The 21,559-nt window shown below is 43.4% G+C and carries 25 protein-coding genes and 3 pseudogenes; 20 read left to right on the top strand and 8 right to left on the bottom strand.

Annotation, left to right across the window (positions count from 1 at the left end; translation table 11 throughout):
- The first annotated feature begins 36 nt into the window (after window positions 1-36).
- The 4 genes from HF322_RS11215 to HF322_RS11200 all read left to right on the top strand — a co-directional run bounded on the left by HF322_RS11215 (window position 37) and on the right by HF322_RS11200 (window position 4,361).
- Complete coding sequence (locus HF322_RS11215) at window positions 37-1,791, top strand: MobA/MobL family protein (RefSeq protein ID WP_169393550.1); 1,755 nt, start codon at window positions 37-39, stop codon at window positions 1,789-1,791.
- A gap of 179 nt (window positions 1,792-1,970) precedes the next feature.
- A complete protein-coding gene (locus HF322_RS11210; protein ID WP_169393549.1) occupies window positions 1,971-2,735 on the top strand; it encodes a hypothetical protein in 765 nt (254 codons plus the stop codon).
- Between the two features lie 307 nt (window positions 2,736-3,042).
- The gene (repM, locus tag HF322_RS11205; protein ID WP_169393548.1) at window positions 3,043-4,020 is read left to right on the top strand and encodes a replication initiation protein RepM; all 978 of its coding nucleotides are present in this window, start codon (window positions 3,043-3,045) and stop codon (window positions 4,018-4,020) included.
- A 104-nt stretch (window positions 4,021-4,124) separates the two neighbouring features.
- The gene (locus HF322_RS11200) at window positions 4,125-4,361 is read left to right on the top strand and encodes a PH domain-containing protein (protein WP_024432465.1); all 237 of its coding nucleotides are present in this window, start codon (window positions 4,125-4,127) and stop codon (window positions 4,359-4,361) included.
- A gap of 43 nt (window positions 4,362-4,404) precedes the next feature.
- Here HF322_RS11200 and HF322_RS11195 read toward each other — a convergent pair whose 3' ends face one another.
- On the bottom strand, window positions 4,405-5,301 hold the full coding sequence (locus HF322_RS11195; protein ID WP_015589625.1) for an RTG family carbenicillin-hydrolyzing class A beta-lactamase CARB-16: 897 nt from the start codon (window positions 5,299-5,301) through the stop codon (window positions 4,405-4,407).
- A gap of 230 nt (window positions 5,302-5,531) precedes the next feature.
- On the opposite strand from HF322_RS11195, the gene HF322_RS11190 reads away from it, so the two are divergent.
- The 4 genes from HF322_RS11190 (at window position 5,532) to HF322_RS11175 (ending at window position 7,528) form a co-directional block, all read left to right on the top strand.
- Window positions 5,532-6,167 (top strand): recombinase family protein, encoded by a 636-nt coding sequence (locus HF322_RS11190; RefSeq protein WP_169393547.1) that lies wholly within the window; start codon window positions 5,532-5,534, stop codon window positions 6,165-6,167.
- A gap of 52 nt (window positions 6,168-6,219) precedes the next feature.
- A complete protein-coding gene (locus HF322_RS11185; protein ID WP_169393554.1) occupies window positions 6,220-6,408 on the top strand; it encodes a type II toxin-antitoxin system HicA family toxin in 189 nt (62 codons plus the stop codon).
- A gap of 30 nt (window positions 6,409-6,438) precedes the next feature.
- A complete protein-coding gene (locus HF322_RS11180; RefSeq protein WP_169393546.1) occupies window positions 6,439-6,849 on the top strand; it encodes a type II toxin-antitoxin system HicB family antitoxin in 411 nt (136 codons plus the stop codon).
- 190 nt (window positions 6,850-7,039) lie between these two features.
- Window positions 7,040-7,528, top strand: coding sequence for an META domain-containing protein (locus HF322_RS11175; protein WP_169393545.1), 489 nt, complete (start codon window positions 7,040-7,042; stop codon window positions 7,526-7,528).
- A gap of 105 nt (window positions 7,529-7,633) precedes the next feature.
- Here HF322_RS11175 and repM (HF322_RS11170) read toward each other — a convergent pair whose 3' ends face one another.
- Window positions 7,634-8,569, bottom strand: a complete 936-nt coding sequence (gene repM / locus HF322_RS11170) for a replication initiation protein RepM (RefSeq protein ID WP_169393543.1) — start codon at window positions 8,567-8,569, stop codon at window positions 7,634-7,636.
- A 949-nt stretch (window positions 8,570-9,518) separates the two neighbouring features.
- Here repM (HF322_RS11170) and HF322_RS11165 point away from each other — a divergent pair.
- The gene (locus HF322_RS11165; RefSeq protein ID WP_169393542.1) at window positions 9,519-10,787 is read left to right on the top strand and encodes a putative DNA modification/repair radical SAM protein; all 1,269 of its coding nucleotides are present in this window, start codon (window positions 9,519-9,521) and stop codon (window positions 10,785-10,787) included.
- An 18-nt stretch (window positions 10,788-10,805) separates the two neighbouring features.
- Complete coding sequence (locus tag HF322_RS11160) at window positions 10,806-11,678, top strand: TIGR03915 family putative DNA repair protein (RefSeq protein WP_188211263.1); 873 nt, start codon at window positions 10,806-10,808, stop codon at window positions 11,676-11,678.
- A gap of 229 nt (window positions 11,679-11,907) precedes the next feature.
- On the opposite strand, the gene HF322_RS11155 is transcribed toward HF322_RS11160, so the two are convergent.
- The 5 genes from HF322_RS11155 to HF322_RS11135 form a co-directional block, all read right to left on the bottom strand.
- A complete protein-coding gene (locus tag HF322_RS11155) occupies window positions 11,908-12,111 on the bottom strand; it encodes a hypothetical protein (RefSeq protein WP_169393540.1) in 204 nt (67 codons plus the stop codon).
- A gap of 18 nt (window positions 12,112-12,129) precedes the next feature.
- Window positions 12,130-12,384, bottom strand: a complete 255-nt coding sequence (locus tag HF322_RS11150; RefSeq protein WP_169393539.1) for a Txe/YoeB family addiction module toxin — start codon at window positions 12,382-12,384, stop codon at window positions 12,130-12,132.
- Window positions 12,381-12,650, bottom strand: a complete 270-nt coding sequence (locus tag HF322_RS11145) for a type II toxin-antitoxin system Phd/YefM family antitoxin (protein ID WP_169393537.1) — start codon at window positions 12,648-12,650, stop codon at window positions 12,381-12,383. The genes HF322_RS11150 and HF322_RS11145 overlap by 4 nt, the downstream gene beginning before the upstream one ends.
- A 278-nt stretch (window positions 12,651-12,928) precedes the next feature.
- Window positions 12,929-13,198, bottom strand: a complete 270-nt coding sequence (locus HF322_RS11140) for a hypothetical protein (protein WP_169393536.1) — start codon at window positions 13,196-13,198, stop codon at window positions 12,929-12,931.
- A gap of 139 nt (window positions 13,199-13,337) precedes the next feature.
- Window positions 13,338-13,556, bottom strand: a complete 219-nt coding sequence (locus tag HF322_RS11135) for a helix-turn-helix transcriptional regulator (protein ID WP_169393534.1) — start codon at window positions 13,554-13,556, stop codon at window positions 13,338-13,340.
- Window positions 13,557-13,804: 248 nt separating this feature from the next.
- Here HF322_RS11135 and parA point away from each other — a divergent pair, with 248 nt between their 5' ends.
- From parA to HF322_RS11120, 3 genes are all read left to right on the top strand, one after another.
- Window positions 13,805-14,443 (top strand): ParA family partition ATPase, encoded by a 639-nt coding sequence (gene parA, locus HF322_RS11130; protein WP_169393533.1) that lies wholly within the window; start codon window positions 13,805-13,807, stop codon window positions 14,441-14,443.
- Window positions 14,443-14,652, top strand: a complete 210-nt coding sequence (locus tag HF322_RS11125) for a chromosome partitioning protein ParB (protein ID WP_169393532.1) — start codon at window positions 14,443-14,445, stop codon at window positions 14,650-14,652. The genes parA and HF322_RS11125 overlap by 1 nt, the downstream gene beginning before the upstream one ends.
- A 565-nt stretch (window positions 14,653-15,217) precedes the next feature.
- Complete coding sequence (locus HF322_RS11120) at window positions 15,218-15,457, top strand: BrxA family protein (RefSeq protein ID WP_001353740.1); 240 nt, start codon at window positions 15,218-15,220, stop codon at window positions 15,455-15,457.
- A gap of 187 nt (window positions 15,458-15,644) precedes the next feature.
- Here HF322_RS11120 and HF322_RS11715 read toward each other — a convergent pair.
- Window positions 15,645-16,622 (bottom strand): annotated as a pseudogene (locus HF322_RS11715) (integron integrase).
- A 340-nt stretch (window positions 16,623-16,962) separates the two neighbouring features.
- On the opposite strand from HF322_RS11715, the gene HF322_RS11105 reads away from it, so the two are divergent.
- The 7 genes and pseudogenes from HF322_RS11105 to HF322_RS11075 form a co-directional block, all read left to right on the top strand.
- On the top strand, window positions 16,963-17,754 hold the full coding sequence (locus tag HF322_RS11105; RefSeq protein WP_169393530.1) for a phytanoyl-CoA dioxygenase family protein: 792 nt from the start codon (window positions 16,963-16,965) through the stop codon (window positions 17,752-17,754).
- A 78-nt stretch (window positions 17,755-17,832) separates the two neighbouring features.
- Window positions 17,833-18,675 carry an alpha/beta fold putative hydrolase EstX gene (estX, locus tag HF322_RS11100; protein ID WP_096124041.1) on the top strand — a complete coding sequence of 281 codons (843 nt, stop codon included), beginning with the start codon at window positions 17,833-17,835 and terminating at the stop codon, window positions 18,673-18,675.
- 88 nt (window positions 18,676-18,763) lie between these two features.
- Window positions 18,764-19,599 (top strand): annotated as a pseudogene (locus HF322_RS11095) (AadA family aminoglycoside 3''-O-nucleotidyltransferase).
- 28 nt (window positions 19,600-19,627) lie between these two features.
- Complete coding sequence (locus tag HF322_RS11090; protein WP_001444089.1) at window positions 19,628-20,125, top strand: hypothetical protein; 498 nt, start codon at window positions 19,628-19,630, stop codon at window positions 20,123-20,125.
- A 60-nt stretch (window positions 20,126-20,185) separates the two neighbouring features.
- A complete protein-coding gene (locus tag HF322_RS11085) occupies window positions 20,186-20,557 on the top strand; it encodes a hypothetical protein (RefSeq protein WP_000119696.1) in 372 nt (123 codons plus the stop codon).
- Window positions 20,558-20,966: 409 nt separating this feature from the next.
- Window positions 20,967-21,344: a hypothetical protein gene (locus HF322_RS11080; RefSeq protein ID WP_001271300.1), complete on the top strand. Its 378-nt coding sequence runs from the start codon at window positions 20,967-20,969 to the stop codon at window positions 21,342-21,344.
- 22 nt (window positions 21,345-21,366) lie between these two features.
- A pseudogene (locus HF322_RS11075) lies at window positions 21,367-21,519 on the top strand (IS256 family transposase); the annotation flags it as partial.
- Between the last annotated feature and the right edge of the window lie 40 nt (window positions 21,520-21,559).

The raw sequence follows: 21,559 nt of genomic DNA, 5'->3' as shown, positions 1-21,559 counted from the left end.
TAGTTATTTGACGGATGGTTGAGTCCCACTGACTAAGTGCGAGTTTTCGACTTTACAAATGTTTATCCCTATCGGTCAACCATTTATAAAATCAAAACATCGGCAGGGGCAAGCCCCCACACCCCCAACATTGCAAAAAGACGCAATGTTAAAAACCTGAAAACAGAGCTTGTAGAAATGGCTATTTTTATCGCATCGACCAAATCAATATCTCGCAGCAGTGGACAAAGTGCCGTTGCTTCTGCGAGCTATCGCGCTGGTGTTGAGCTTGACGATAAGCGATACGGTAAAACCCATGATTACTCTAAACGATCAGGCGTTATGAGTGCCGATATCATTTTACCGACAGCATTGGCTTCTGCTTATACTGATATTTCACGTAGCGATTTATGGAATAAGGCAGAGGCTGCCGAGAAGCGTAAAGATGCGCGTGTGGCTCGCGAATGGCTGGTTAATCTGCCGCATGAGTTAAGCGCAGAAGACCGTAAAGAAATCGCGCACCAGTTCGCCCAAACGCTTGCGGATCGTTACGGTACGATTGCCGATTGCGCCATTCACAAGCCTACACAAAGAGAGATTGAGCGAGGGGCTGATCCTCGCAACTTCCACGCCCATATCATGTTTACCACGCGTACCGCTGAGCTTAACGATAATAACGAGATTGTACTGACCGATAAGGCAACCATTGAGCTGTCCGATAATAAGCGGCGTGAGCTTGGCATGGAGCGCGTCAATGTTGAAATCAAAGAAGTACGGCAACTATGGGAACAGATCGCTAATGAGAAACTGGCCGAGCATAATCATGAGCTGATTGATTCGCGCAGCTATCGCGATCAAGGCAAAGACATTGAGCCGCAAATCAAAATGGGTAGCGTTGCAACCAAGCTAGAGCGTGACAAATACGAGAGTGAGCGAGAAAAAGCAGAACAAGCAAACAAGAAAGGTGAGGTTTACGAGATAGACGAAACACCGGCCACAATCAGAGGTGAGATTAACCTGATGATCAATGAGCGCAACCATCTAGTACGGACACGCGAACTTGCCGATCTGCGCGAAAAACAGTTATTTATCGTCCCAGCTGCCCCCACACCGAAGTATAAACCCAGTCAGGACAGTAATGATGAGCTGGAGCAAGCTGAATCCGTGGTTGAGCGCGTCAAACAGGTGCGTATTCAGCGCCAGATTGCAATCGATGCCGCTGAGGCGCTTGAAAAAGAGCGTATTGCTCAGCAGCAGCAAGATATGGCGGACCAAAAGGAGCGTGAGCGCCTATTAGCGCAAGAAGAAGCGCGTCAAGCAAAGCGTGAGCAGCGCCGCGCTCAAATAGCAAAAGAAGAAGCCGACTTTAAGGCGCAACACGACCATATCTCGCATCAAGAGCTATCGAGTCAGCACAGGCTTCTAAAAATCATCGACCAAAAAAGCGACTTTGGCCAACACCTAAACACCCTCCTGCATCTTGATCAGCAAATGAGCGCATGGCAGCGCTACCGCAGTGAGCCGAGTACCACTGACCACCAAAAACAGCTTGCAGACCGTGAACAGCATGAAATTGGCAGCCACATTATCGGCCACAGCCAGCAGCTGCTTGATCACATCAAGTCTATAAGCGACCTATCGACAAGAAAAGCACACACCAAAACCTTAGAGCGCGTCTTTGATGACATCAAAGATCGACAACAAAGCGCCCTCAGCCCCGAACACCAGCGCCAAATGCGAACGGTATCCACTGAAATCACCGGTTATAGCCGTGATATCAACCGCAGCCGAGGCATGAGTCCTGGCTTTTAAGCCCACAAGCAATACTAAACGACACTGACGGTCGCATAGAATCACCTCAGAGGCTTCTCAGGCATCCCACAGCGCCATTTTGATGCTAGGGTACCCATAAGCATATAAACCACCCTAAAAACGCCCACAGCGCCATTTAGAGGCCAAATAGCATCACAATTAGCGACTAGGAACGATCCATGCCAGAAAAAGACCTCTCTATCCAAGAAAAAGACCTCTCTATTTCATTAGAAGACCTACTAATTACGCTTCAAACGTATACCAAAAAAATAGATAAGCAGCTGATTGACAGCTCAAACTTAAACCACGCGCATTTTAAACAAGCGCAAGATATTGCTAATTGGGCAAAGGAACTGACCTCACTGTTAAAAACCTATCAAAACAAAGAAACCTTACTGCAAACTGAATTTGTTGAAGCCATTAACAAAGAGATTGCAACCGTCTTTAAAACCAATGAAAACAACTATCACAAGCGTATTGATGAAGGCTTCACTAAGCACATCACTGATGCGAGTGATACGTTCTTAAAAACAACAAAGCTGCTTAATAGAGATTTAGGGAAAATACAGACCTCTGTTACCAGTGTTGCTAGTAACCTTGACGATACTAAAAACAAAATAGCTAAGCTCAATGCCGATGCCTCCAAGCAGATGCTGGATAACGTTAAGCAAGAGTTTGGCCGTCAATTAATACTAACTTTGGTCGTTATGGTTGTTGTGGTATTAGCATTAGCCTCTGGAGCAGCTTGGCTGTTTATTCCTAGCAAAAGCGAGATAGCAAAACGTCAAGATGATTATCAATATCTGGAAAAGGCTGGTGTGGCTCATAACATTGTCAAAATAAGTGGACAAGATGGTCACTATGCGAGGATTGATCCCAAAGACTGTTTTGAAGATGAGAAGAGTTCGTTCTATAGCAAATCAAAGCTATGCAAATTTAAGTAACTTACTTCCTAAATCAACCATTAAAAATAGCCCTTTGTTTTTTAAGCTTATCCACAACCAAAAATGCTTTTAATGCTTTTAAATGCTTTTAAATGCTTTTAAGTTAGCTACAGCCCCTACAGTTAAAGGTCTGTAGAGGAGCTATGACGACAAATTCCTACCCATATGACGACAAATTCCTACCCATATGACGACAAATTCCTACCCATATGACGACAAATTCCTACCCATATAACGACATATAATAATTTGACTATAAAGAGTCATGATAATATCATGTCGTTATAAACTTTTAATGGTATTAACTATGGAAAATAATAAAACCGAATTGGTAGTAAAATCAAATCGCCTTAATACAGCGATTCAGAATTTATCACTTGCTGAAATTAGACTGATACAGTTAGCTATTATTGATAGTAGAGAGCAAAACAAGGGTCTTAGCTCTGAGACCCCATTAAGAATAAACGCCATGAGATACGCTGAAGTTTTTGAGGTTTCTAAGCAAACTGCTTATGAGGCACTTATAGATGCAGAAGCTAACTTGTTTGAGCGTCGCTTCACTTTTATGGATGAACGTGCTCTTAAAGTTAAATCACGTTGGATCAGTCAAGCTACATATATTGACGGTGAGGGAGCGATAGAGGTGATATTTACCCCTGCTGTTGTTAATGAAATCACGCGTATTCATGGAATTGAACAGTTCTTCACAAAATATACTCTAGAGCAGACGGCACAGTTAAAAAGCTTATATGCTGTAAGACTTTACGAGCTTCTCATACAGTGGCGTGAAGCTCGGAAAACCCCGTTATTTGAATTAGAGACTTTCAGAGAGCAGCTTGGTTTAGGGGTTACTGACTACAAACGCATGAGTGACTTCAAACGCCGTGTTCTAGAGTCGTCTATAAAAGAAATTAACGAAAAGACAGATATAAAAGTTAGTTACACCCAAGAAAAAAAGGCTACTACGATAGTAGGCTTTAAGTTTGTAGTTCGTGAGAAATCGAAACCTAAGGCTAAACAGGTAGCTGAAGCTCGCGATGTTGACAACGGTGATATGTTCACTATTGATGGGTTGTCTGATAAGCAGCTGTGGCGTATCAGTCGGCATAAAGAGTTTATAAGTACATATAGCGGTCTTGCTAAAGGCGACGCTGGTAAGAGCTGGTCAGCATACAGCGACTTTATAGTCGGTGAGATCAAGAAGGACGCTTCTAAATTCAGTAAAAAACGCCCTATACGTGAGTATTTAGATGGGAATGAAGAGGAATACGATTTCTCAAAATAGCGAGAGAAACTGACTACCTGAGCCTTTCCTAAATTTCGTGTAAGTACTTCTACAATCTAAATGATAGTTACACACTTTTTAGGAAAGGCTCGACAGCTGACACATTGTTAGTGAAAAATGGTTTTTCTACTCAGAGCATTTCATTGAAAGACATTACCAATATCACTCCTACCAGTAGTACTTTATCTGCTCCAGCACTGTCTTTAGATAGGATTGAGATAGGATATGAAGGTGGTAGCATAGTGATATCACCAAAAGACAAAGATAGGTTCTATCATGCAATACAAGAACGTGTACCAGCATTAAAAACCGATGATAATAATGGGCTGATAAAGAATTAGCCTATAGATCGATGCGCTATACAGGCATCGAACTATAAATAAATCAGTTACGGCTATTCTCCATTAATACTGTCTTCGCTATTTGCTCACCAATTTTTGCAATGACAGCATTTCTTTCTTCAAACGAGGCGTCTGTCTCTGTAATGTATAGAGCGGCTACGATAGGCTTGCGATTTGGAGGCCACATCACCGCAGTAATAGCACGCGACCCATAACCACCAGCGCCTGTTCTATCTGCTACTATCCAGTCACTTGGAACGCCTTTACGAAACAATGCATCGCCAACCTCATTACCTTTAAGCCAAGATTCTAGTTGTTGACGAGATTTGATAGATAGTGTTTCGTCAATTAGTAACTTTTCAAGTGTCGTTACCATTGCAATTGGTGTTGTCGTGTCTCGCTTATCTCCAGGTACCGCTTCGTTAAGTTCTGTTTCCCAGCGATCAAGGCGCGTAGTATCGTCGCCAATGGAACGCAAAAATTTCGTTAGAGCCTTAGGTCCACCAATCGCTTGTAGAATAAAATTGGCAGCTGAATTATCACTGGTTGATAATGTGGCCTGACACAGCTCTGCGAGCGACATCCCTTTTTTACCCACATGTTTTTCTGTTACAGGTGAGTATGTAACGAGATTGCTTTCAGAGAATCTCACAACTCTATCAATTCTTTCTTTACCTAGATCAACTCTTTGAAGAACGTTTGCACAGGCAAGTGTTTTAAAGGTACTACTTAGAGGAAAACGTTCATTAGATTTATGTTCCCAACGTTTTCCCGTTTCCAAATCATGCACAGCTAGACCAATTCTAGCGCCTAATTCAGTTTCAGCATTGGTAACCGCTTCAAGTACTGAGTCTGTTGCATTAGCATTTAATGATAGCGTGAGACATAAAAAAGTAATTACTACGCTAAAAAAACTAGCCTTGTGTTTACGTACGTCCATGATGAGTTAACTTTCCTTCTGGATCAAATTTTTAGATTATATAATATGTAATTAACAAGTATATTTAATAGCATAATTATATCTCATTCATTATTAACTTAGCTTATTTTGGATTGTTAATTTTAGGGTATACCCCAAAAGAACCACTAAATTAGGCTCAAAACTAGATATTAGAACCATCTAAATCAGACTGCTATAATGAAACCACTTATAACAGTCTGAGAGCCACTATGTTTATCCGAGCCTACCTTCGCGCCTCTACCAAACAGCAAGACGCCAGCCGTGCCAAAGCTGAACTGGATCAATTTGCCAAAGATCATGGTCAAAAGATCGCCGCCTACTACATCGAAAACGAATCGGGCGCAACCCTTGCGCGGCCAAAGCTCATGCAGCTGATAGAGGACGCCTCAGAAGGCGACATTATCCTTGTTGAACAAATTGACCGCCTAGCACGGTTAAATCAGGACGACTGGGACACCTTAAAGCAAAAGCTAGCTGATAAAAAGCTCGCCATCGTCTCAAAAGAGCTTCCCACCTCATTCATTGCCTTTCAAGCTGACCACAGCACCGAATTTATGGCCAGCATCCTTCAAGCCATCAACGCCATGCTGCTTGACATGCTTGCTGCCATTGCCCGAAAAGACTACGAAGACCGCCGTCACCGCCAAATGCAAGGCATTGCCAAAGCAAAACTTGAAGGCAAATACAAAGGTCGCGGCAAAGACCTTAAAAAGCGCAAAGTCATTACCAGTCTCTTAAAGTCCGGCCACAGCTACAGCGACATTCAAAAAACCGCCAGCTGCTCACGGCATCTTATTGCTACGGTTTCTAAAGAACTCAAATTAGAAATTAGTGCTCAAGCTTGATTTTATATAACCCTAGGGTTATATTATATTTATAAAAGTGTTTGAGGTGACCATGAATAGCCGTGACTTGATAAAAACTCTCCAAGCCGATGGCTGGTACTTAATTCGAACCACAGGCAGTCACCACCACTTCAAACACGACCAAAAAAAAGGGCTGGTTACCGTTCCTCACCCCAAAAAGGACTTACCCAAAGGCACCGTAAAAAGCATCTTAAAGCAAGCAAAGCTACCCTCATCCTAACCGCTAAACCAAAGGAATAGGAGCACCGACATGTTATATCCCATTGCCATCGAACGCGGCGATAAGCAAACCGCCCACGGTATTATCATCCCTGACATTGCAGGCTGCTTTTCAGCGGCAGACAACTACGACGACATCTTTGAAAACGCCATTGAAGCCATCGCAGGTCACCTAGAATGCCTTGCTGAAGAAGGGCTAGATATTCCTTTGCCAAGCTCTGTTGAAAACTATATTGATGACCCAGACTACCAAGGCATGACTTGGGCAGTCGTTGATATTGACGTCAGCCGCTACCTTGGCGCCACTGAAAAAGTCAACGTCACCCTACCTAGCCGCCTTATTCACCTCATTGATGCTAAAGTTGCCAGTAATAAAGAGCGCTACAAAAGCCGCAGCTCTTACCTTGCAGGACTTGCAGAAAAAGACCTTATACTGAGTTAAAAACAAGCGCGACGTTAAAACATGACTATCTCTCAAAATAACAAAGGGCTTACTCGATAAGCCCTTTGTTATTTTGAGATTGATAAAGGAAATATCGCAATACGGTATGCAAATAGTTACCTGCTCTTGAGCAATTTTTTGCGCTCTGCAATAATGCGGCGAATTATTAATTCGTTTTTGAGGTAAGCATATGAAAAATTCAACTAAGCTTTTAATGGCAAGTGTTTTAGCAGCCGGAGCGCTGGCATCAGGTTGTCAAAGCACGCCAAGCAATACCACCCCATCCCAACAAACCATCACCTCAGACGCACTACAAGCCTATAACTGGCAGCTCGTTGATGCCAAATACAACAACGGCACCAAAGTCGCGCCATTATTTTTTGACGCCTCAAACCCGCTCATTCTTGAATTTATGACGGAAGGCGGCAATAACTTTGTGAGCCTGCTTAACACCTGTAATAACATGGGCGCAAGCTACAGCATCGTCAATGGCAATGTTCAACTTAGCGGCATTAGAAGCACCCGAATGGCCTGTCCTGCCCCTCAAGCCAACTTTGACACGGCAGCTGCAGCAGCCGTTCAAGGCAAATACAGCTTGGGCAAAGGCGCCAATAATCAACCCGTATTGACCATCACAAACGCTGATCAAGTATCGACTTTTAAAGCGGTTGCTAAGTAATTAAGTGATAAATTAGCCAAAATTCCAACGACAATCCCTCTTATTTCAACTTATAAAAAGGTGGAATTTGGCTTAAGAACCTTTCAAAATCAAAAGTTTAGTTAACTATTTTAAATAATCACGAAGAGGACGCTTATTAAATACTGAAGCGTCCTTTTTTATGCGGCTTACCATCTCAGCCTCCCACATCTGCGGGCTTTGATTGGCGGGACTGTTTGGGCTGACCAAATGATTATAATCGCTAATGAATTGCGGATTTTTGACAATTCGCGCAAGCTGCTTGTCGGTTAATCCGTTGATGTTATTGTCTTGTGTTTTGGACGTCGCTTTAACTGTTTTTTCCTTCAAAGGTTTTTTTTGTTTAAAAGTAAAAAAGAAACCCACAATATTTCGACCACATTTTTTCTGATCGTATTTCACCTCAATATCCGTGTGTTTATTAATTTGAGACAAAGCGATGTTAAGAACATTCGCTTTAAAGTTGCTCATAGTTTTGTATTCTCCACCTTCAACACCCAATTGCTGACGGAATTCTTGCAACTCAAACAGTGGGGTTTTCCCAACCGATCGCCATTGAATCAAGAGCTCATATAAGCGAATGGCATAACTGCTGGTTAAGTTTTTTACTTGAGCTAGCTCGTAACTGGTAAATTGCGCCTCAAGCCGCGTAATAAGCGGCACGACATCATGAGTAAATCTTAAATAGACAATTCCCGTATTTGTTTCATAACCAATTTTATCGACCCATCGGCAATGAAAACTGCGATCGTTACCTGTTTTTGGGTTCTTATCATGGTAAGTTACATAACGATCAAACAGCCCCTTACAAGCTTCTTTCATCACGGTGTAAGCCGTTTCGTTATTAACGCCAAAGTTTTTAGCATAGTTGTGCGAATGAATCCGCAATAAGCTGTCTGCACGAATTCCTGTATTTGACTCGCGAGCTTCAACAATCGCCAGTAAAATTAACCGCTGCTCAGCCAAATCTAAGGTATAACTTGCTTGAATTAACGCGTTATCTTTAACTACTAGATCTGACATGTGGATAACTCTATTTACCTATTATTTTCCAATTATTTTACATATGAATAGGTTGTCAATCAAGCTATCTTTTAATGCGATAAGCCTAGCTTAATGCTGCGATAAACCTAGTCTTATTATGCGATAAACCTAGTTTTATCGTGCGATATAACTATTCTTATCATGCGATAAACCTAGTTTTATCTATATATAAAGATATAAAAAACAATTACTTAAAGGTACTTAAAAGCTTTTAGAAGTAGTTAAAAACAATAAAAGCCTTTTGGCTTGTTTCACCTATAAATGAAAGCCAACGACCTATCAGTAAACTACCATCTTTAGTGACTAAAAAAGGAGGAATAGTAAAACTGATATTTGATTAAAAATTAAAAGTGATTGCAGATCCAAAACGCTTAGCATCTAGTTACTGCTCTTTTAAAACTAATAAAAAAATATTCCGCGCGGCGATTTTTTAGGCAAAAAAAAGCCAGCTATAGCTAGCCTCTTATTACTGTTTTGAACAGGGATTTAAAATTAAAATAATGCAAACATAGCCAATAATAATCGTTATATTGCAATGATAATTATTTCTACGCAAAATGGCTTATTTATAATTGGTTAAGCGGTTGATGATTGACATTAATACCTCAGACCCTATTGGTGCCGCTTAGCTCATACGCTATGCCAGCATATCGTTAGCTTGACGTATGCTGACAAACCGGAAAGCAAAAAACTTTGACAACTAAATGTCATTGACCAAGTTTTTTATGAATAAGTGCAAGCTGCTCCTCACTGAACAAACAGCTTAATGCTATTTATCAAGTGTCTTAGGTTTAAGAGGGTTACCAATCCTCTATCAATGGCACGACAACAGTTGTCGTATAGCGTTGTCATTTCCTCTGTTATTACAGTGAGTTACTATTCGATTTGGTAAAATAATACCTTATTAATGACTTGGTAAATCGCACTTATGGCTACCATTAATTATGAACGACTTCAAGGCAAGCTTAATATTTTAGCTGATGCTGCGAAGTATGATGTGTCTTGCTCATCGTCGAGTGGTACGCGTAAAAATCAAGGCGGCGGTCTCGGTGATGCCTCAAAAAGCGGTATTTGTCATAGTTATACTGAAGATGGTCGCTGTGTCAGCTTGCTTAAAATCCTGTTAACCAACCACTGCATCTACGACTGCGCTTATTGCACCTCACGCAAAAGCAATGACACACCACGAGCGGCTTTTACTGTTGAGGAAGTTGTCGATTTGACCATGCAGTTTTATCGTCGTAATTATATCGAAGGGCTATTTTTAAGCTCAGGTATTTTCAAAAGTGGTGACTATACCATGGAGCGATTGGTAGAAGTCGCTAAGCTTTTACGCACACGTGAGCGCTTTAACGGCTACATTCACCTTAAGACCATTCCTGGCGCCTCAAAGGAATTATTACAAGAAGCTGGGCTTTATGCTGACCGGCTAAGCGTCAATATTGAGATTCCAACCAAATCAGGGCTAGCTTTGCTTGCCCCAGAGAAATCGCACGATCAATTAAAAGCGCCAATGGAAACCGTAAAAGATGAGATTATTACCATTCGTGAGAGTCGTAAAACCCATAAAAAAGCTCCCAAATTTGTACCGGCCGGTCAGACCAGCCAGATGATTGTTGGTGCCAGTAATGAAACTGATCTACAAGTGATTCAGCTGTCCAGCCAGTTTTATAAGCAATATGAGCTTAAGCGCGTTTATTATTCAGGCTACGTGCCCATGTTGTCTGATAGCCGCCTACCAGCGATTGGGACCCCTGTGCCAATGATACGTGAAAACCGTCTCTATCAAGCGGATTGGCTGATGCGCTTTTATGGCTTTGATGCCGATGAAATCGTTGACCCTGAATCACCCTTTTTAGATTTAGATTGTGACCCAAAACTGGCATGGGCTATTCGCCATCGTGAACATTTCCCCGTCAATATCCAAACCGCAACTTATGACGCGATCCTTCGTATCCCCGGTATTGGTGTCCGAACGGCGAAGAAGATTATGAAAGCGCGCAAGTTTAATCATCTGACACTCTATCACCTAAAAAAGATGGGTGCTGCCGTCAATCGTGCGAAGTACTTCATTGCAACATCAGGTAAAAACGAGCATCTGGCGCACTTAACTCGAGACAACTTTCGTCAATATGTACTGGCACAAACGCAAACTAAGTTTAAAGATCAACGCAGTGGGCAGTTGGCACTATTTTAAATACAAATAGGAGTATCAATGTCACAACTTGCTTTAAATGCGTCTTATCCTATCGGTCAGTTAACGCCTAATATTTTGCTCTATGAGCCAACTTTTGAAGGTTGGCTCAGCGCTGTTTTTTATGTCTATGCGAACCGCCTACAAGAAGATAAGTTTTTGCAATTAGTGGCTCAGGATGGTTACGTCCCTTCACTAATTGCCCAAGCCACTGAAATCGCCACTGATAACGATAACGCGGAACGGGTGTTAGTAAAGCTGAATCAGCTGGTGGGCCGCGAGGGTATGCGCAATATCCTTTGGGGTTTTTTATCAGAAAAGGACAGTATTGGCACCACTTTATTTCATGTGGTCAAGTACGCTATTGACTATCCTTGCCGCGATATTATGCAAGATTTGGGCAATTTAGACGTGCTTGAACTGATGCAAACCGTCAAATCGGTGGGGCGTGAGCGCCATCGTATGGAAGCTTTCGTGCGTTTTGAACATACCACTGAAGATATTTATTTTGCTAGGATTGAGCCTGATTTTAATGTGCTGCCTCTCATTGGTGAGCATTTTCGTCAGCGCTACCAAGATCAGCACTGGGCGATTTATGATATCACTCGCAGCTATGGTATTTATTATGATAAGCGTCAAAGCACATCATCAAGTCCTGCACAATTGCAAACCATTACTGATCTTGATGAAGCGGTGCTAAGAAATCCTACCAGTATTCATAGCGAGGATGAACTGCGTTATCAAAAGTTTTGGCAAGGTTATTTTACCAACGTCAATATTAAAGAGCGTAAGAACCCGCGCCTACATAAACAGTATTTGCCGCAGCGCTATTGGAAATACTTAAGTGAAAAACAAGTTCTTCCCAATGCCGAACATCTTAGAAAACACCGTTGATGACGCTATTATTTCTGATTTTTGCTTGAATGAATCTAACATTTTTTTGTTATCTTTATTTTTAAAAAATCAGTCACACAAAATTTGAGAAAGGTTTGAGGTATCGTAGGTCAACCCTCCCCTCAAGACAATGGCAAGAACCCTGTTTTTAAGCAGGGTTCTCTTTTTTGAGTAAATGAGTAATTACTTATTTACTCATTTACTCAATAGCAACGATTAATACTGACGGTTAAAATGACTGATCGTCTTTAGGTTTAAGTAAATGAGCTTGCAATGCAAGACCGCCCCGAACCGCTCCTGACCAGTCTGTTACCTCTGGAATATCAGATAGGTCGATTGACTCATCACAACGCTTGGTCAGTTGTTTTAAATCATCTCGCTGTTTTTGGGTTAACGGCGGCAACTCATCAATTGAGTATTTCACCTGACTCATAACTCTCTCCTGCTTTAGCTAATAATGATATCGGCACTGCAGAATAATAATTGCCTCATCAGTAACGCCATAGACCAATCGATGCTCATGATCGATACGCCGTGACCAATATCCTGCCAGATCGTACTTTAAAGGCTCAGGTTTGCCGATACCCTCAAAAGGGGTACGCTTGATGACTTTAAGCATTTTATTAATCTGCTTTACTTTATCTTTACTGGTTTTTTGCCAGTATTCGTAATCTTCCCAGGCATCCGACGTCCAAGATAAAATCAACCTTCCACCTCATCATCAAAACTCACTTCACGATCAATAAGGTTTCCTGATTTTACCGCTTCAATAGACCGTTTAAGACGCTCTGCATTGTTAGGGCTTTTTAATAAATATAACGTCTCTTCATAAGCATTAAATTCATCTAAGCTCATCAGTACTGCAGGCTTTGAATTCTGCCTTGTGATTAAAAGCGGACCCTTATCAGTGTCAACTTTGTCTAAGTATTTAGCCAAGCCTTTTCTAAAATCGCTGTAGTTGACCACATCCATTATTATCTCTCCTATTACCATTATTCGCTTATTATATAAAATTTAAGTACTTAATTACGTACTTAAATGGTTAATATTTAACTACAATACGGTTTTAATAAAAAGGAGGCGTTATGAATCATACTCGGCATATTGAGTAATTGAGTAATTGAGTTAATAAGCATCTGAGTAAGTATTAATTCACTCAAAAATAATATTGATAAATCAAGGAATTATACTTTCTACTTAAATAGAAAAAAGGCTAAACAGAACGTTTAACCTTTTTATTTTACATCAAGTTAAATGTCATCAAACCAACCCACTTCATGTAAAGTACCTAAAAATGCAGCTTCAAGCGCGTTTAAAGCATTCTCCCCCACCGTTAAGCCCTCATCGATTTGCCGCTGAACCCAAACAAAAACCGCCTCATGATTAAAAAATATTGGGCTCACCTCAAGTAGGCTTGCTAAATTATCGCCTGCTTGAATTTGCAAGCTCTTAATAAGTTTTACCGCTAAGTCAATCGCGTCTTGGCTTAACCACGCTGATGGTTTTGGTAACATCTGCATAATTGTTCTCCTAAGAGTAACTATAATTATGGTCATAGTCAAAATGACCTGCTATAGGTCAAATTATACAGACATTTTAGTCTATTACAAGGTTTTTTGTTCTTCTGTAGGTTATTTTGGTGCTAATTGAGTATTTAGCCTATTCTTCAGTTTGGCTATCATCAATGACTTCGTACAAATCGCCAACGCTAATGCGAAAATATAAGCAAAGCTGCTCGATGATATCAAGATCCACTCGGGTGGCTTCTTCATGATACATTCGGGTGATAGTGCCGCGATTGATATTGGTATCGCGAGCCACATCCGCAATCTTAAGACGACGCTCGCCCATAATTGTAGATAAATGACATTTAATCATAACGATCTCCTGATGGTAATAAGGTTGAAAGCTATTATATAAGATATCCCTTTTTTACGCTCTACCCTATCAAAACGTATGACTAAGCGTTGATTTAACTTATAGCAGATAAATAAGCTATTAAATCTGCTTATGTTAATAGCTCTATTACTCAATAACTCATACACTCAATTGAGTAAAAACTTATTTACTCTTATACTCAATTACTTATATACTCATAAGCTCAATTACTCAAAAGGATTTACCTTATGAAGGTCATTGCAGTGCTCAACCAAAAAGGTGGCAGCGGAAAGACGACCATTGCCACTCAGCTTGCTCGTGGGCTTCAATTAAGGGGCTTTAGTGTGCTGCTCGTTGATAGTGACATGCAGGGGAGTGCGCGAGATTGGCGAGCGGTTGATGAGGACAATCCGGTTCCAGTTATTGGTCTTGATCGGCCAACGCTTGATAAGGATTTAAAAAGTGTCAGTGATAAAGATTTTGTGGTGATTGATGGCTCACCGCAGGCTACAAGCCTTGCCGTATCGGCAATTAAAGCGGCAGATTTTGTGCTCATTCCGGTTCAGCCAAGCCCCTATGATATTTGGGCAACGAGTGATTTGGTCGATTTGGTTCATCAGCGCATTGAGATGACCGACGGTCAGCTGCAAGCGGCGTTTGTGGTGTCACGAGCGATTCAAAATGCCAATATCAGTAAAGAGGTCACCAGCGTATTATCGGAGTATGAGCTTCCGGTACTTGATACCAAAATCTATCAGCGCGTCATTTACCCAAAAACGGCAGCGCTTGGGCAAACGGTGTTTGATACCGACAGCTCAAATCCTGCGATGATAGAGATGAATGCGGTCATTGATGAAGTTTTAACGTTTTTTAATGAGGATAAATAATGGCACTGTCAGCAGGACGACCCAGTAAAAAAGTAAGCTCTGAGCTTAATCTTGACGATGTGACGGACAATCCAAAAAAACAGGTTCGGGTTAATTTCAATCTTGATAAGGACAAGCATCGAGCGCTTAAGCAGCTGTCCCTTGATAGCCAAAAAAGCATCTCACAGCTGCTCACTGAGGCGGTAGATCAGATGATTGCGAAGCGGTAGCTAAACTTAAATAAAAAAGCTGCAAGGAAAACAGGCAGCTTTTTTATTGGGCTAATTGTGGGCGGACAAAATAGTTGGGAACTGGGAGGGGTGGAAATGGAGTTTTTAAGGATTATTTAGGGAAGAGTGACAAAATAGATGGGAACTGGGTGTAGCGTCGTAAGCTAATACGAAAATTAAAAATGACAAAATAGTTTGGAACTAGATTTCACTTATCTGGTTAACTAATCTAGCTAACCTGCCGCTCAGCTTAGTACGATCCTATATCCAACTGATCATAATCCTTTCATCAGTATCCCAAATTAAATCCCCCTCCTAGACTGCCTCACCAACACTTTACAGTGATCCCGTATTTCCGGACAGGTGATTGATTTTTTTCGCTTGTACAGGTGTTAAGCCACAGTTATCTTGATGTGGACATTATGCATTGTAATAGCCCATTAACATGCGCTAAGAGCATAAATTAATATACAGTAACAAGCATTACGAGGTGCTAATGTTTGGAAAGCAGCCTCTTCCAACTACAATAATAAGTTAACTATCCTCCACCCACAAATAATTACAAATGACCCCTTTCCGCTATAACTCCGATCTCACCAGCGGCTCGCTACAAACCCGAGAGTGTCGCATTATTACTGGCTTGTTACTCCAAGAGCTTGATGAAGCTGCCTGGGATAAAGCCATGTATAAGGAAAATGTGCTTCAGAAACGCACGCAATCTACGGTAAGACGTATTTCTTCAGCGCTTAGAAAACGCCTAGAACACCTAAGCTCTGACTTTTGGGCTTTTGCGTTTTTATGTTAGGCATTGTCTGGCAACTGGAGGAAGTGTAATGACCATGAATGGTCACTGTGATTGACAGTATCTTGCTTAAACTTATCTGAACAATGGTAGAACTGGCTCATATTTATCCCCTCTATGATTGTTTATCTTTTTCACCATAAAAAGTATCAGGGGCTACTCAGGGCTACATAAAGATATTTATCTACTTTTACTGATTGATAAGTAGCATCAGTCCATCCGCAGGACTGGTGGTGCCGGCAAAATGCTGACCCAACACATGCGTATAGATTTGCGTGGTCTTAACATCGTTATGCCCTAAGAGTTCTTGCACAGTGCGAATATCACGCCCCGCTTGTAATAGATGCGTAGCAAACGAGTGACGAAATGTATGACAAGTGACACGCTTGCTAACGATGCCTGCTTTTTGTACGGCTGCCTTCAATGCCTTTCGCGCAACGGAGTCATGCAGATGATGGCGGCATAATTTGCCGTTATACGGGTGGTTGCAGAGCGTGCTGGAGGGAAAGACAAACATCCACGCCGCTTGTCGATAAGCAGAAGGGTATTTGTGATCTAAAGCAAAAGGCAGCGATGGCCCTACGCCTTGTAAGTTGTCGTCTTGCTGAATAAGCCGCGCTTGCTCAATGAGTTATTTTATTGCTGGGATTAGGCGCGTGGGCAGTAGGCTGTTTCTGCTTTTCCCACCCTTACCGTCATGCACAGTGATGCAGCCATTATCAAAATCAAAATCTTTAACCCGCAAACGCAAGCATTCATTAATGCGCAAACCTGCACCATACAGCAGCGTAAAAATAACTTGGTTGCGAGTATCCATAACCTGCAAAATGCGTTGCACTTCATTTGCAGAGATAACAGAGGGTAGCCGTCTAGGCTTGGATGCTGGCACAAAATCAAGCTCACCCAATGGCTTATTTAAAAATTGGTTATATAAAAAAGCGAGCGCATTAAGAGCAGTTTTTTGAGTGTTTATAGAGACGTTTTCCGCATTCGCTAAATGTGAAAGAAAAAGCCTAACTTCTTCACCAGCCATCTCTAGAGGATGACGCTTACCATGAAACAAAATAAACCGCTTAATCCAGTGAATGTAAGTTTTCTCGGTACGCAACGAATAGCCTTTTTGCCGCATATCTTGGCTGATGCTAAGTAAGAAAGGACTTTTTGCCATAGCTCCACCATTAACTGTAACTTTATACAGTATAATTTAGACTATTCTTACGATAATGCACGTTTTTACTTTAAACCATGCTCGAATTGTTTTTATAGGAAATAAAAAATCCATATAAAACAATTGGTTGGGGATGTTTGAGCGCAATTAACAGGCAGCCAAAACTGGCAAAATGAGCATGCTCGTTTTGCCAGATTTGAATTGATTGCGGCAATGGAAAAAGTAAGGTAGAATCATGCACTTAAATAAATAAAAGGGTAGGGATGCTGAAAGACAAAATGAGCATGCCTATGAATAAGCTGTTATACGGCTACACAGAGTACTTGAGGAACAGAAATCGATGCTTTCCAGTCAGCAGATTGAGCAATTTATTGCCGACGGGTATGTCCGCATTGATCGCGCCTTCCCCAAAGAATTGGCAGATCAGGGCCGAGAGATACTTTGGCGAGACATGGATTGCAGCCAAGTTGATTCCAAAACTTGGAAGAGCCCCGTGGTGTGGCTCGGCGGCTATCACGACGCTCCTTTCGTAAGTGCCGCTAATACGCCGGAGTTGCTGAGCGCATACGACCAATTGGTCGGTCCGGATTGCTGGGTGCCGATGCATGGGCTTGGAACGTTTCCGGTACGTTTCCCGACAGACACGGATACGGGTGATACAGGTTGGCATGTAGATGCGAGTTTCCCTGGCCCGGACTCTGCAGCCGACGATTTCTTATCGTGGCGTGTAAACGTCAATTCAAAAGGCCGCGCGTTGCTCGCACTCTTTCTATTCTCTGACGTCGGCAAGTTGGATGCCCCGACACGAATTCGAGTCGGCTCGCATACGGCGATCGCAAGACTATTGGAGCCCTCAGGTAAAGATGGTATTGCGGTGCGCTCACTGGACCTTGCATCCACGTCAGCATGCAAAGAGATCACTGCCACTGGCGAGGCAGGGACTGTTTATATTTGCCACCCGTTTCTTGTGCATGCAGCACAAATCAATCGGGGGAATGCCCCAAGATTCATGGCTCAACCTCCGCTTTTCCCGAAGAAGGAGTTAGATGTTAGGAGGGCAAAGTCATCATCCATTTATCCTGTCGAGGCGGCTATCCGTGCGGCGCTGAAGCGCCCCGGCGAAGCCGTATAACAATTCATTCAAGCCGACGCCGCTTCGCGGCGCGGCTTAATTCAGGCGTTGTACGTAAAACTCGAAGGCAATTTTAGTATGAAAGAAAAGGTAGTTGTTGATAAAGCGATTTCACTCTATACCGAATCATTCGGCGACCCGGCCCATGAACCCATTATCCTGATCATGGGGGCAATGTCGTCTGCGGTGTGGTGGCCTGATGAGTTTTGCTCCCAACTAGCCAAAATGGGTCGCTGTGTGATCCGGTACGACCACCGTGATACCGGGAAATCAACAAGCTATGAGCCAGGTCAAGCTCCATATTCCGTTGAAGAATTAGCAGATGATGTGGTTCGCGTCATTGATGGTTATGGTCTGGAAGCTGCTCATTTAGTCGGCATGTCTTTGGGGGGATTTCTTTCCCAGCTTGTAGCTCTCAAGTATCCGAAACGTGTGAAGAGCTTGACGCTGATTGCTTCAGAACGGCTTGCAGATGCAGATCCTGATATGCCCGCTTTTGATCCTGCCATCATTGAGTATCACCAACGGGCGGAATCGCTGGATTGGTCTAATAGAGATGCTGTCGTCGCGTATCAGGTCGGAGCGTGGCGAATCAACTCAGGTACTGCGCATGCTTTTGACGCTGAGAAGATACAAAATATCGCTGAGTTAAATTTTGATCGCACTCCGAATATCCTGACAACATTCAACCACACTACTTTAGGTGGTGGCGAGAGATGGCTCGGGAGATTAAATGAGATAGCTGTACCAACTTTGATCATTCACGGCACGGAGGATCCTGTACTTCCTTATGTGCATGGGTTGGCACTGAAAGATGCGATTCGTGGTTCAAAAATGCTGACACTCGAAGGCACGGGACATGAGTTGCATCATGAAGACTGGCCGAGGATTATCCAGGCGATTAAGGGGCAAACGTCATAGCTATCGGTTGCACCGTACAACAAGTTGCTGCACCGTAAAAATTACTCGCTGCGCTCGCAATTTTCCGGTGAGCAAGGCGTTAAACATCATGAGGGAAGCGGTGATCGCCGAAGTATCGACTCAACTATCAGAGGTAGTTGGCGTCATCGAGCGCCATCTCGAACCGACGTTGCTGGCCGTACATTTGTACGGCTCCGCAGTGGATGGCGGCCTGAAGCCACACAGTGATATTGATTTGCTGGTTACGGTGACCGTAAGGCTTGATGAAACAACGCGGCGAGCTTTGCTCAACGACCTTCTGGAGGTTTCGACTTTCCCTGGAGAGAGCGAGATTCTCCGCGCTGTAGAAGTCACCATTGTTGTGCACGACGACATCATTCCGTGGCGTTATCCAGCTAAGCGCGAACTGCAATTTGGAGAATGGCAGCGCAATGACATTCTTGCAGGTATCTTCGAGCCAGCCACGATCGACATTGATCTGGCTATCTTGCTGACAAAAGCAAGAGAACATAGCGTTGCCTTGGTAGGTCCAGCGGCGGAGGAACTCTTTGATCCGGTTCCTGAACAGGATCTATTTGAGGCGCTAAATGAAACCTTAACGCTATGGAACTCGCCGCCCGACTGGGCTGGCGATGAGCGAAATGTAGTGCTTACGTTGTCCCGCATTTGGTACAGCGCAGTAACCGGCAAAATCGCGCCGAAGGATGTCGCTGCCGACTGGGCAATGGAGCGCCTGCCGGCCCAGTATCAGCCCGTCATACTTGAAGCTAGGCAGGCTTATCTTGGACAAGAAGATCGCTTGGCCTCGCGCGCAGATCAGTTGGAAGAATTTGTTCACTACGTGAAAGGCGAGATCACCAAGGTAGTCGGCAAATAATGTCTAACAATTCGTTCAAGCCGACGCCGCTTCGCGGCGCGGCTTAACTCAAGCGTTAGAGAGCTGGGGAAGACTATGCGCGATCTGTTGAAGGTGGTTCTAAGCCTCGTACTTGCGATGGCATCGGGGCAGGCACTTGCTGACCTGCCAATTGTTTTAGTGGATGAAGCTCGTCTTCCCTATGACTACTCCCCATCCAACTACGACATTTCTCCAAGCAACTACGACAACTCCATAAGCAATTACGACAATAGTCCATCAAATTACGACAACTCTGAGAGCAACTACGATAATAGTTCATCCAATTACGACAATAGTCGCAACGGAAATCGTAGGCTTATATATAGCGCAAATGGGTCTCGCACTTTCGCCGGCTACTACGTCATTGCCAACAATGGGACAACGAACTTCTTTTCCACATCTGGCAAAAGGATGTTCTACACCCCAAAAGGGGGGCGCGGCGTCTATGGCGGCAAAGATGGGAGCTTCTGCGGGGCATTGGTCGTCATAAATGGCCAATTTTCGCTTGCCCTGACAGATAACGGCCTGAAGATCATGTATCTAAGCAACTAGCCTGCTCTCTAATAAAATGTTAGGCCTCAACATCTAGTCGCAAGCTGAGGGGAACCACTAGTGTCATACGAACCTCCAAGAGACGGTTACACAAACGGGTACATTGTTGATGTCATGTATGACAATCGCCCAAGTAAGTATCCAGCTGTGTTCAGAACGTACGTCCGAATTCCAGACTATGTCGAACTAGATAACGCGGAGGAGCTGGCCGACGCAATCATTCGAGAGGTTGAGTTAAAGGAGGCATGGCTCACAAGGGTCTTGGGGAACTCAGCCGATCCTGACGCTTCTGTGGGCAAGTGGGACCGGCGCCTAGCGCAGTGCGGTGGTATTGATGAGATGTCAAGTGGGGTGCAGGCAACATACTTCAGTCCAAACGGTCAGCTGGTCGGCTTAGTGGCATACATTGATGCCGAATGGATGGATGAATAGCTCTGACGTTACGATTCAGGTGAGACAACCAGATGGGCATTGCGTACAAGCTCAGTTGCCACCGATGTGGCTACGAGTCTGATCTTCTTTACCTAGGCCAAGGTATGGCGATGCTTCCTGAGCAAATAGTCGGAACGTGCACATGCTGCGACAATCTAACGACGATTTCTATAAATGAAAGCTACGGAGTATGCTCACTTTGTGGGGCTAAGGATCGTGTGATATTTACAAGCTATCAGCATGAGGCAAGGCCAAGAAATCCCTGCTATCTAGAGAGAAGTTTCAAATATCAATGCCCAAGATGCCATGCCTTCAGTATGGAGCCTCCGGATCTACCGGAGATGCTTTGGGACTAATGCTCCGCTTTGCCTCGGGTATCCGTTCGACCTATGTTTAAGAGGAAACGCACGTGTCTGCCGCCAAAGCTCTTGCCTATGCACTTTGTGACAAGTTGGAAAGCAAAAAAGTTGATGAAGTCGTACGAAATCTTGTTTCTAGCGGCTGGAATATTAGGGAAGTGGCCTGGGAAGCTTCGTCCTTTGATCATGAAATGCCCTACTTTGACACGGGGCGGGACTTCGATATTGGATTTCCTGACACGCTGTCATCCAAGATTGAGTTTTTGACCGCGAATGGATCAATCGTCCAAGCACGTGCTCGCCTGCACTTCAAGCAGGCTCTAATTTTTGCCAAGGCGTCCAAACATGTCGCCGCGCTCAAGAACTCATTGGATTACTACTATGGATCGTCTGTAATCCCCCCTCAAAACCACGGAGGCTATTTGTAGAAAATTCCATTAATATGAACTCAAGGTGTTCCCTACGGACGAATCAGCGATGAAGGTGGTGTACCTGGCTATCCAGGCGGCGACCAAGAAATGGACGATGCCGATCCGCAACTGGAAGCCGGCCATGAACCGTTTTATGATCGAATTTGGTGACCGTTTAAATGGCCACCTTTAACTGACCGGCAAAAGCACTTACACAAAAGGGTTTACAGGCT

It is taken from the genome of Psychrobacter sp. MF31 (assembly GCF_012847335.1).
GTDB lineage: Bacteria > Pseudomonadota > Gammaproteobacteria > Pseudomonadales > Moraxellaceae > Psychrobacter.
The sequence above is the reverse complement of the archived record's forward strand: the minus strand, read 5'-3'. Positions and strand labels throughout refer to the sequence as shown.

Bases quoted from the DNA above. Each gene is read 5' to 3' on its own strand.
- HF322_RS11125 (WP_169393532.1), top strand. From the start codon at position 14,443: ATGGCACTGTCAGCAGGACGACCCAGTAAAAAAGTAAGCTCTGAGCTT.
- HF322_RS11175 (WP_169393545.1), top strand. From the start codon at position 7,040: ATGAAAAATTCAACTAAGCTTTTAATGGCAAGTGTTTTAGCAGCCGGA.
- HF322_RS11210 (WP_169393549.1), top strand. From the start codon at position 1,971: ATGCCAGAAAAAGACCTCTCTATCCAAGAAAAAGACCTCTCTATTTCA.
- estX (WP_096124041.1), top strand. From the start codon at position 17,833: ATGAAAGAAAAGGTAGTTGTTGATAAAGCGATTTCACTCTATACCGAA.
- HF322_RS11145 (WP_169393537.1), bottom strand. From the start codon at position 12,650: ATGGATGTGGTCAACTACAGCGATTTTAGAAAAGGCTTGGCTAAATAC.
- HF322_RS11135 (WP_169393534.1), bottom strand. From the start codon at position 13,556: ATGATTAAATGTCATTTATCTACAATTATGGGCGAGCGTCGTCTTAAG.
- HF322_RS11160 (WP_188211263.1), top strand. From the start codon at position 10,806: ATGTCACAACTTGCTTTAAATGCGTCTTATCCTATCGGTCAGTTAACG.
- HF322_RS11165 (WP_169393542.1), top strand. From the start codon at position 9,519: ATGGCTACCATTAATTATGAACGACTTCAAGGCAAGCTTAATATTTTA.
- HF322_RS11190 (WP_169393547.1), top strand. From the start codon at position 5,532: ATGTTTATCCGAGCCTACCTTCGCGCCTCTACCAAACAGCAAGACGCC.
- HF322_RS11180 (WP_169393546.1), top strand. From the start codon at position 6,439: ATGTTATATCCCATTGCCATCGAACGCGGCGATAAGCAAACCGCCCAC.
- HF322_RS11140 (WP_169393536.1), bottom strand. From the start codon at position 13,198: ATGCAGATGTTACCAAAACCATCAGCGTGGTTAAGCCAAGACGCGATT.
- HF322_RS11155 (WP_169393540.1), bottom strand. From the start codon at position 12,111: ATGAGTCAGGTGAAATACTCAATTGATGAGTTGCCGCCGTTAACCCAA.
- HF322_RS11195 (WP_015589625.1), bottom strand. From the start codon at position 5,301: ATGGACGTACGTAAACACAAGGCTAGTTTTTTTAGCGTAGTAATTACT.
- parA (WP_169393533.1), top strand. From the start codon at position 13,805: ATGAAGGTCATTGCAGTGCTCAACCAAAAAGGTGGCAGCGGAAAGACG.
- HF322_RS11185 (WP_169393554.1), top strand. From the start codon at position 6,220: ATGAATAGCCGTGACTTGATAAAAACTCTCCAAGCCGATGGCTGGTAC.
- HF322_RS11120 (WP_001353740.1), top strand. From the start codon at position 15,218: ATGACCCCTTTCCGCTATAACTCCGATCTCACCAGCGGCTCGCTACAA.
- HF322_RS11090 (WP_001444089.1), top strand. From the start codon at position 19,628: ATGCGCGATCTGTTGAAGGTGGTTCTAAGCCTCGTACTTGCGATGGCA.
- repM (WP_169393543.1), bottom strand. From the start codon at position 8,569: ATGTCAGATCTAGTAGTTAAAGATAACGCGTTAATTCAAGCAAGTTAT.
- repM (WP_169393548.1), top strand. From the start codon at position 3,043: ATGGAAAATAATAAAACCGAATTGGTAGTAAAATCAAATCGCCTTAAT.
- HF322_RS11105 (WP_169393530.1), top strand. From the start codon at position 16,963: ATGCTTTCCAGTCAGCAGATTGAGCAATTTATTGCCGACGGGTATGTC.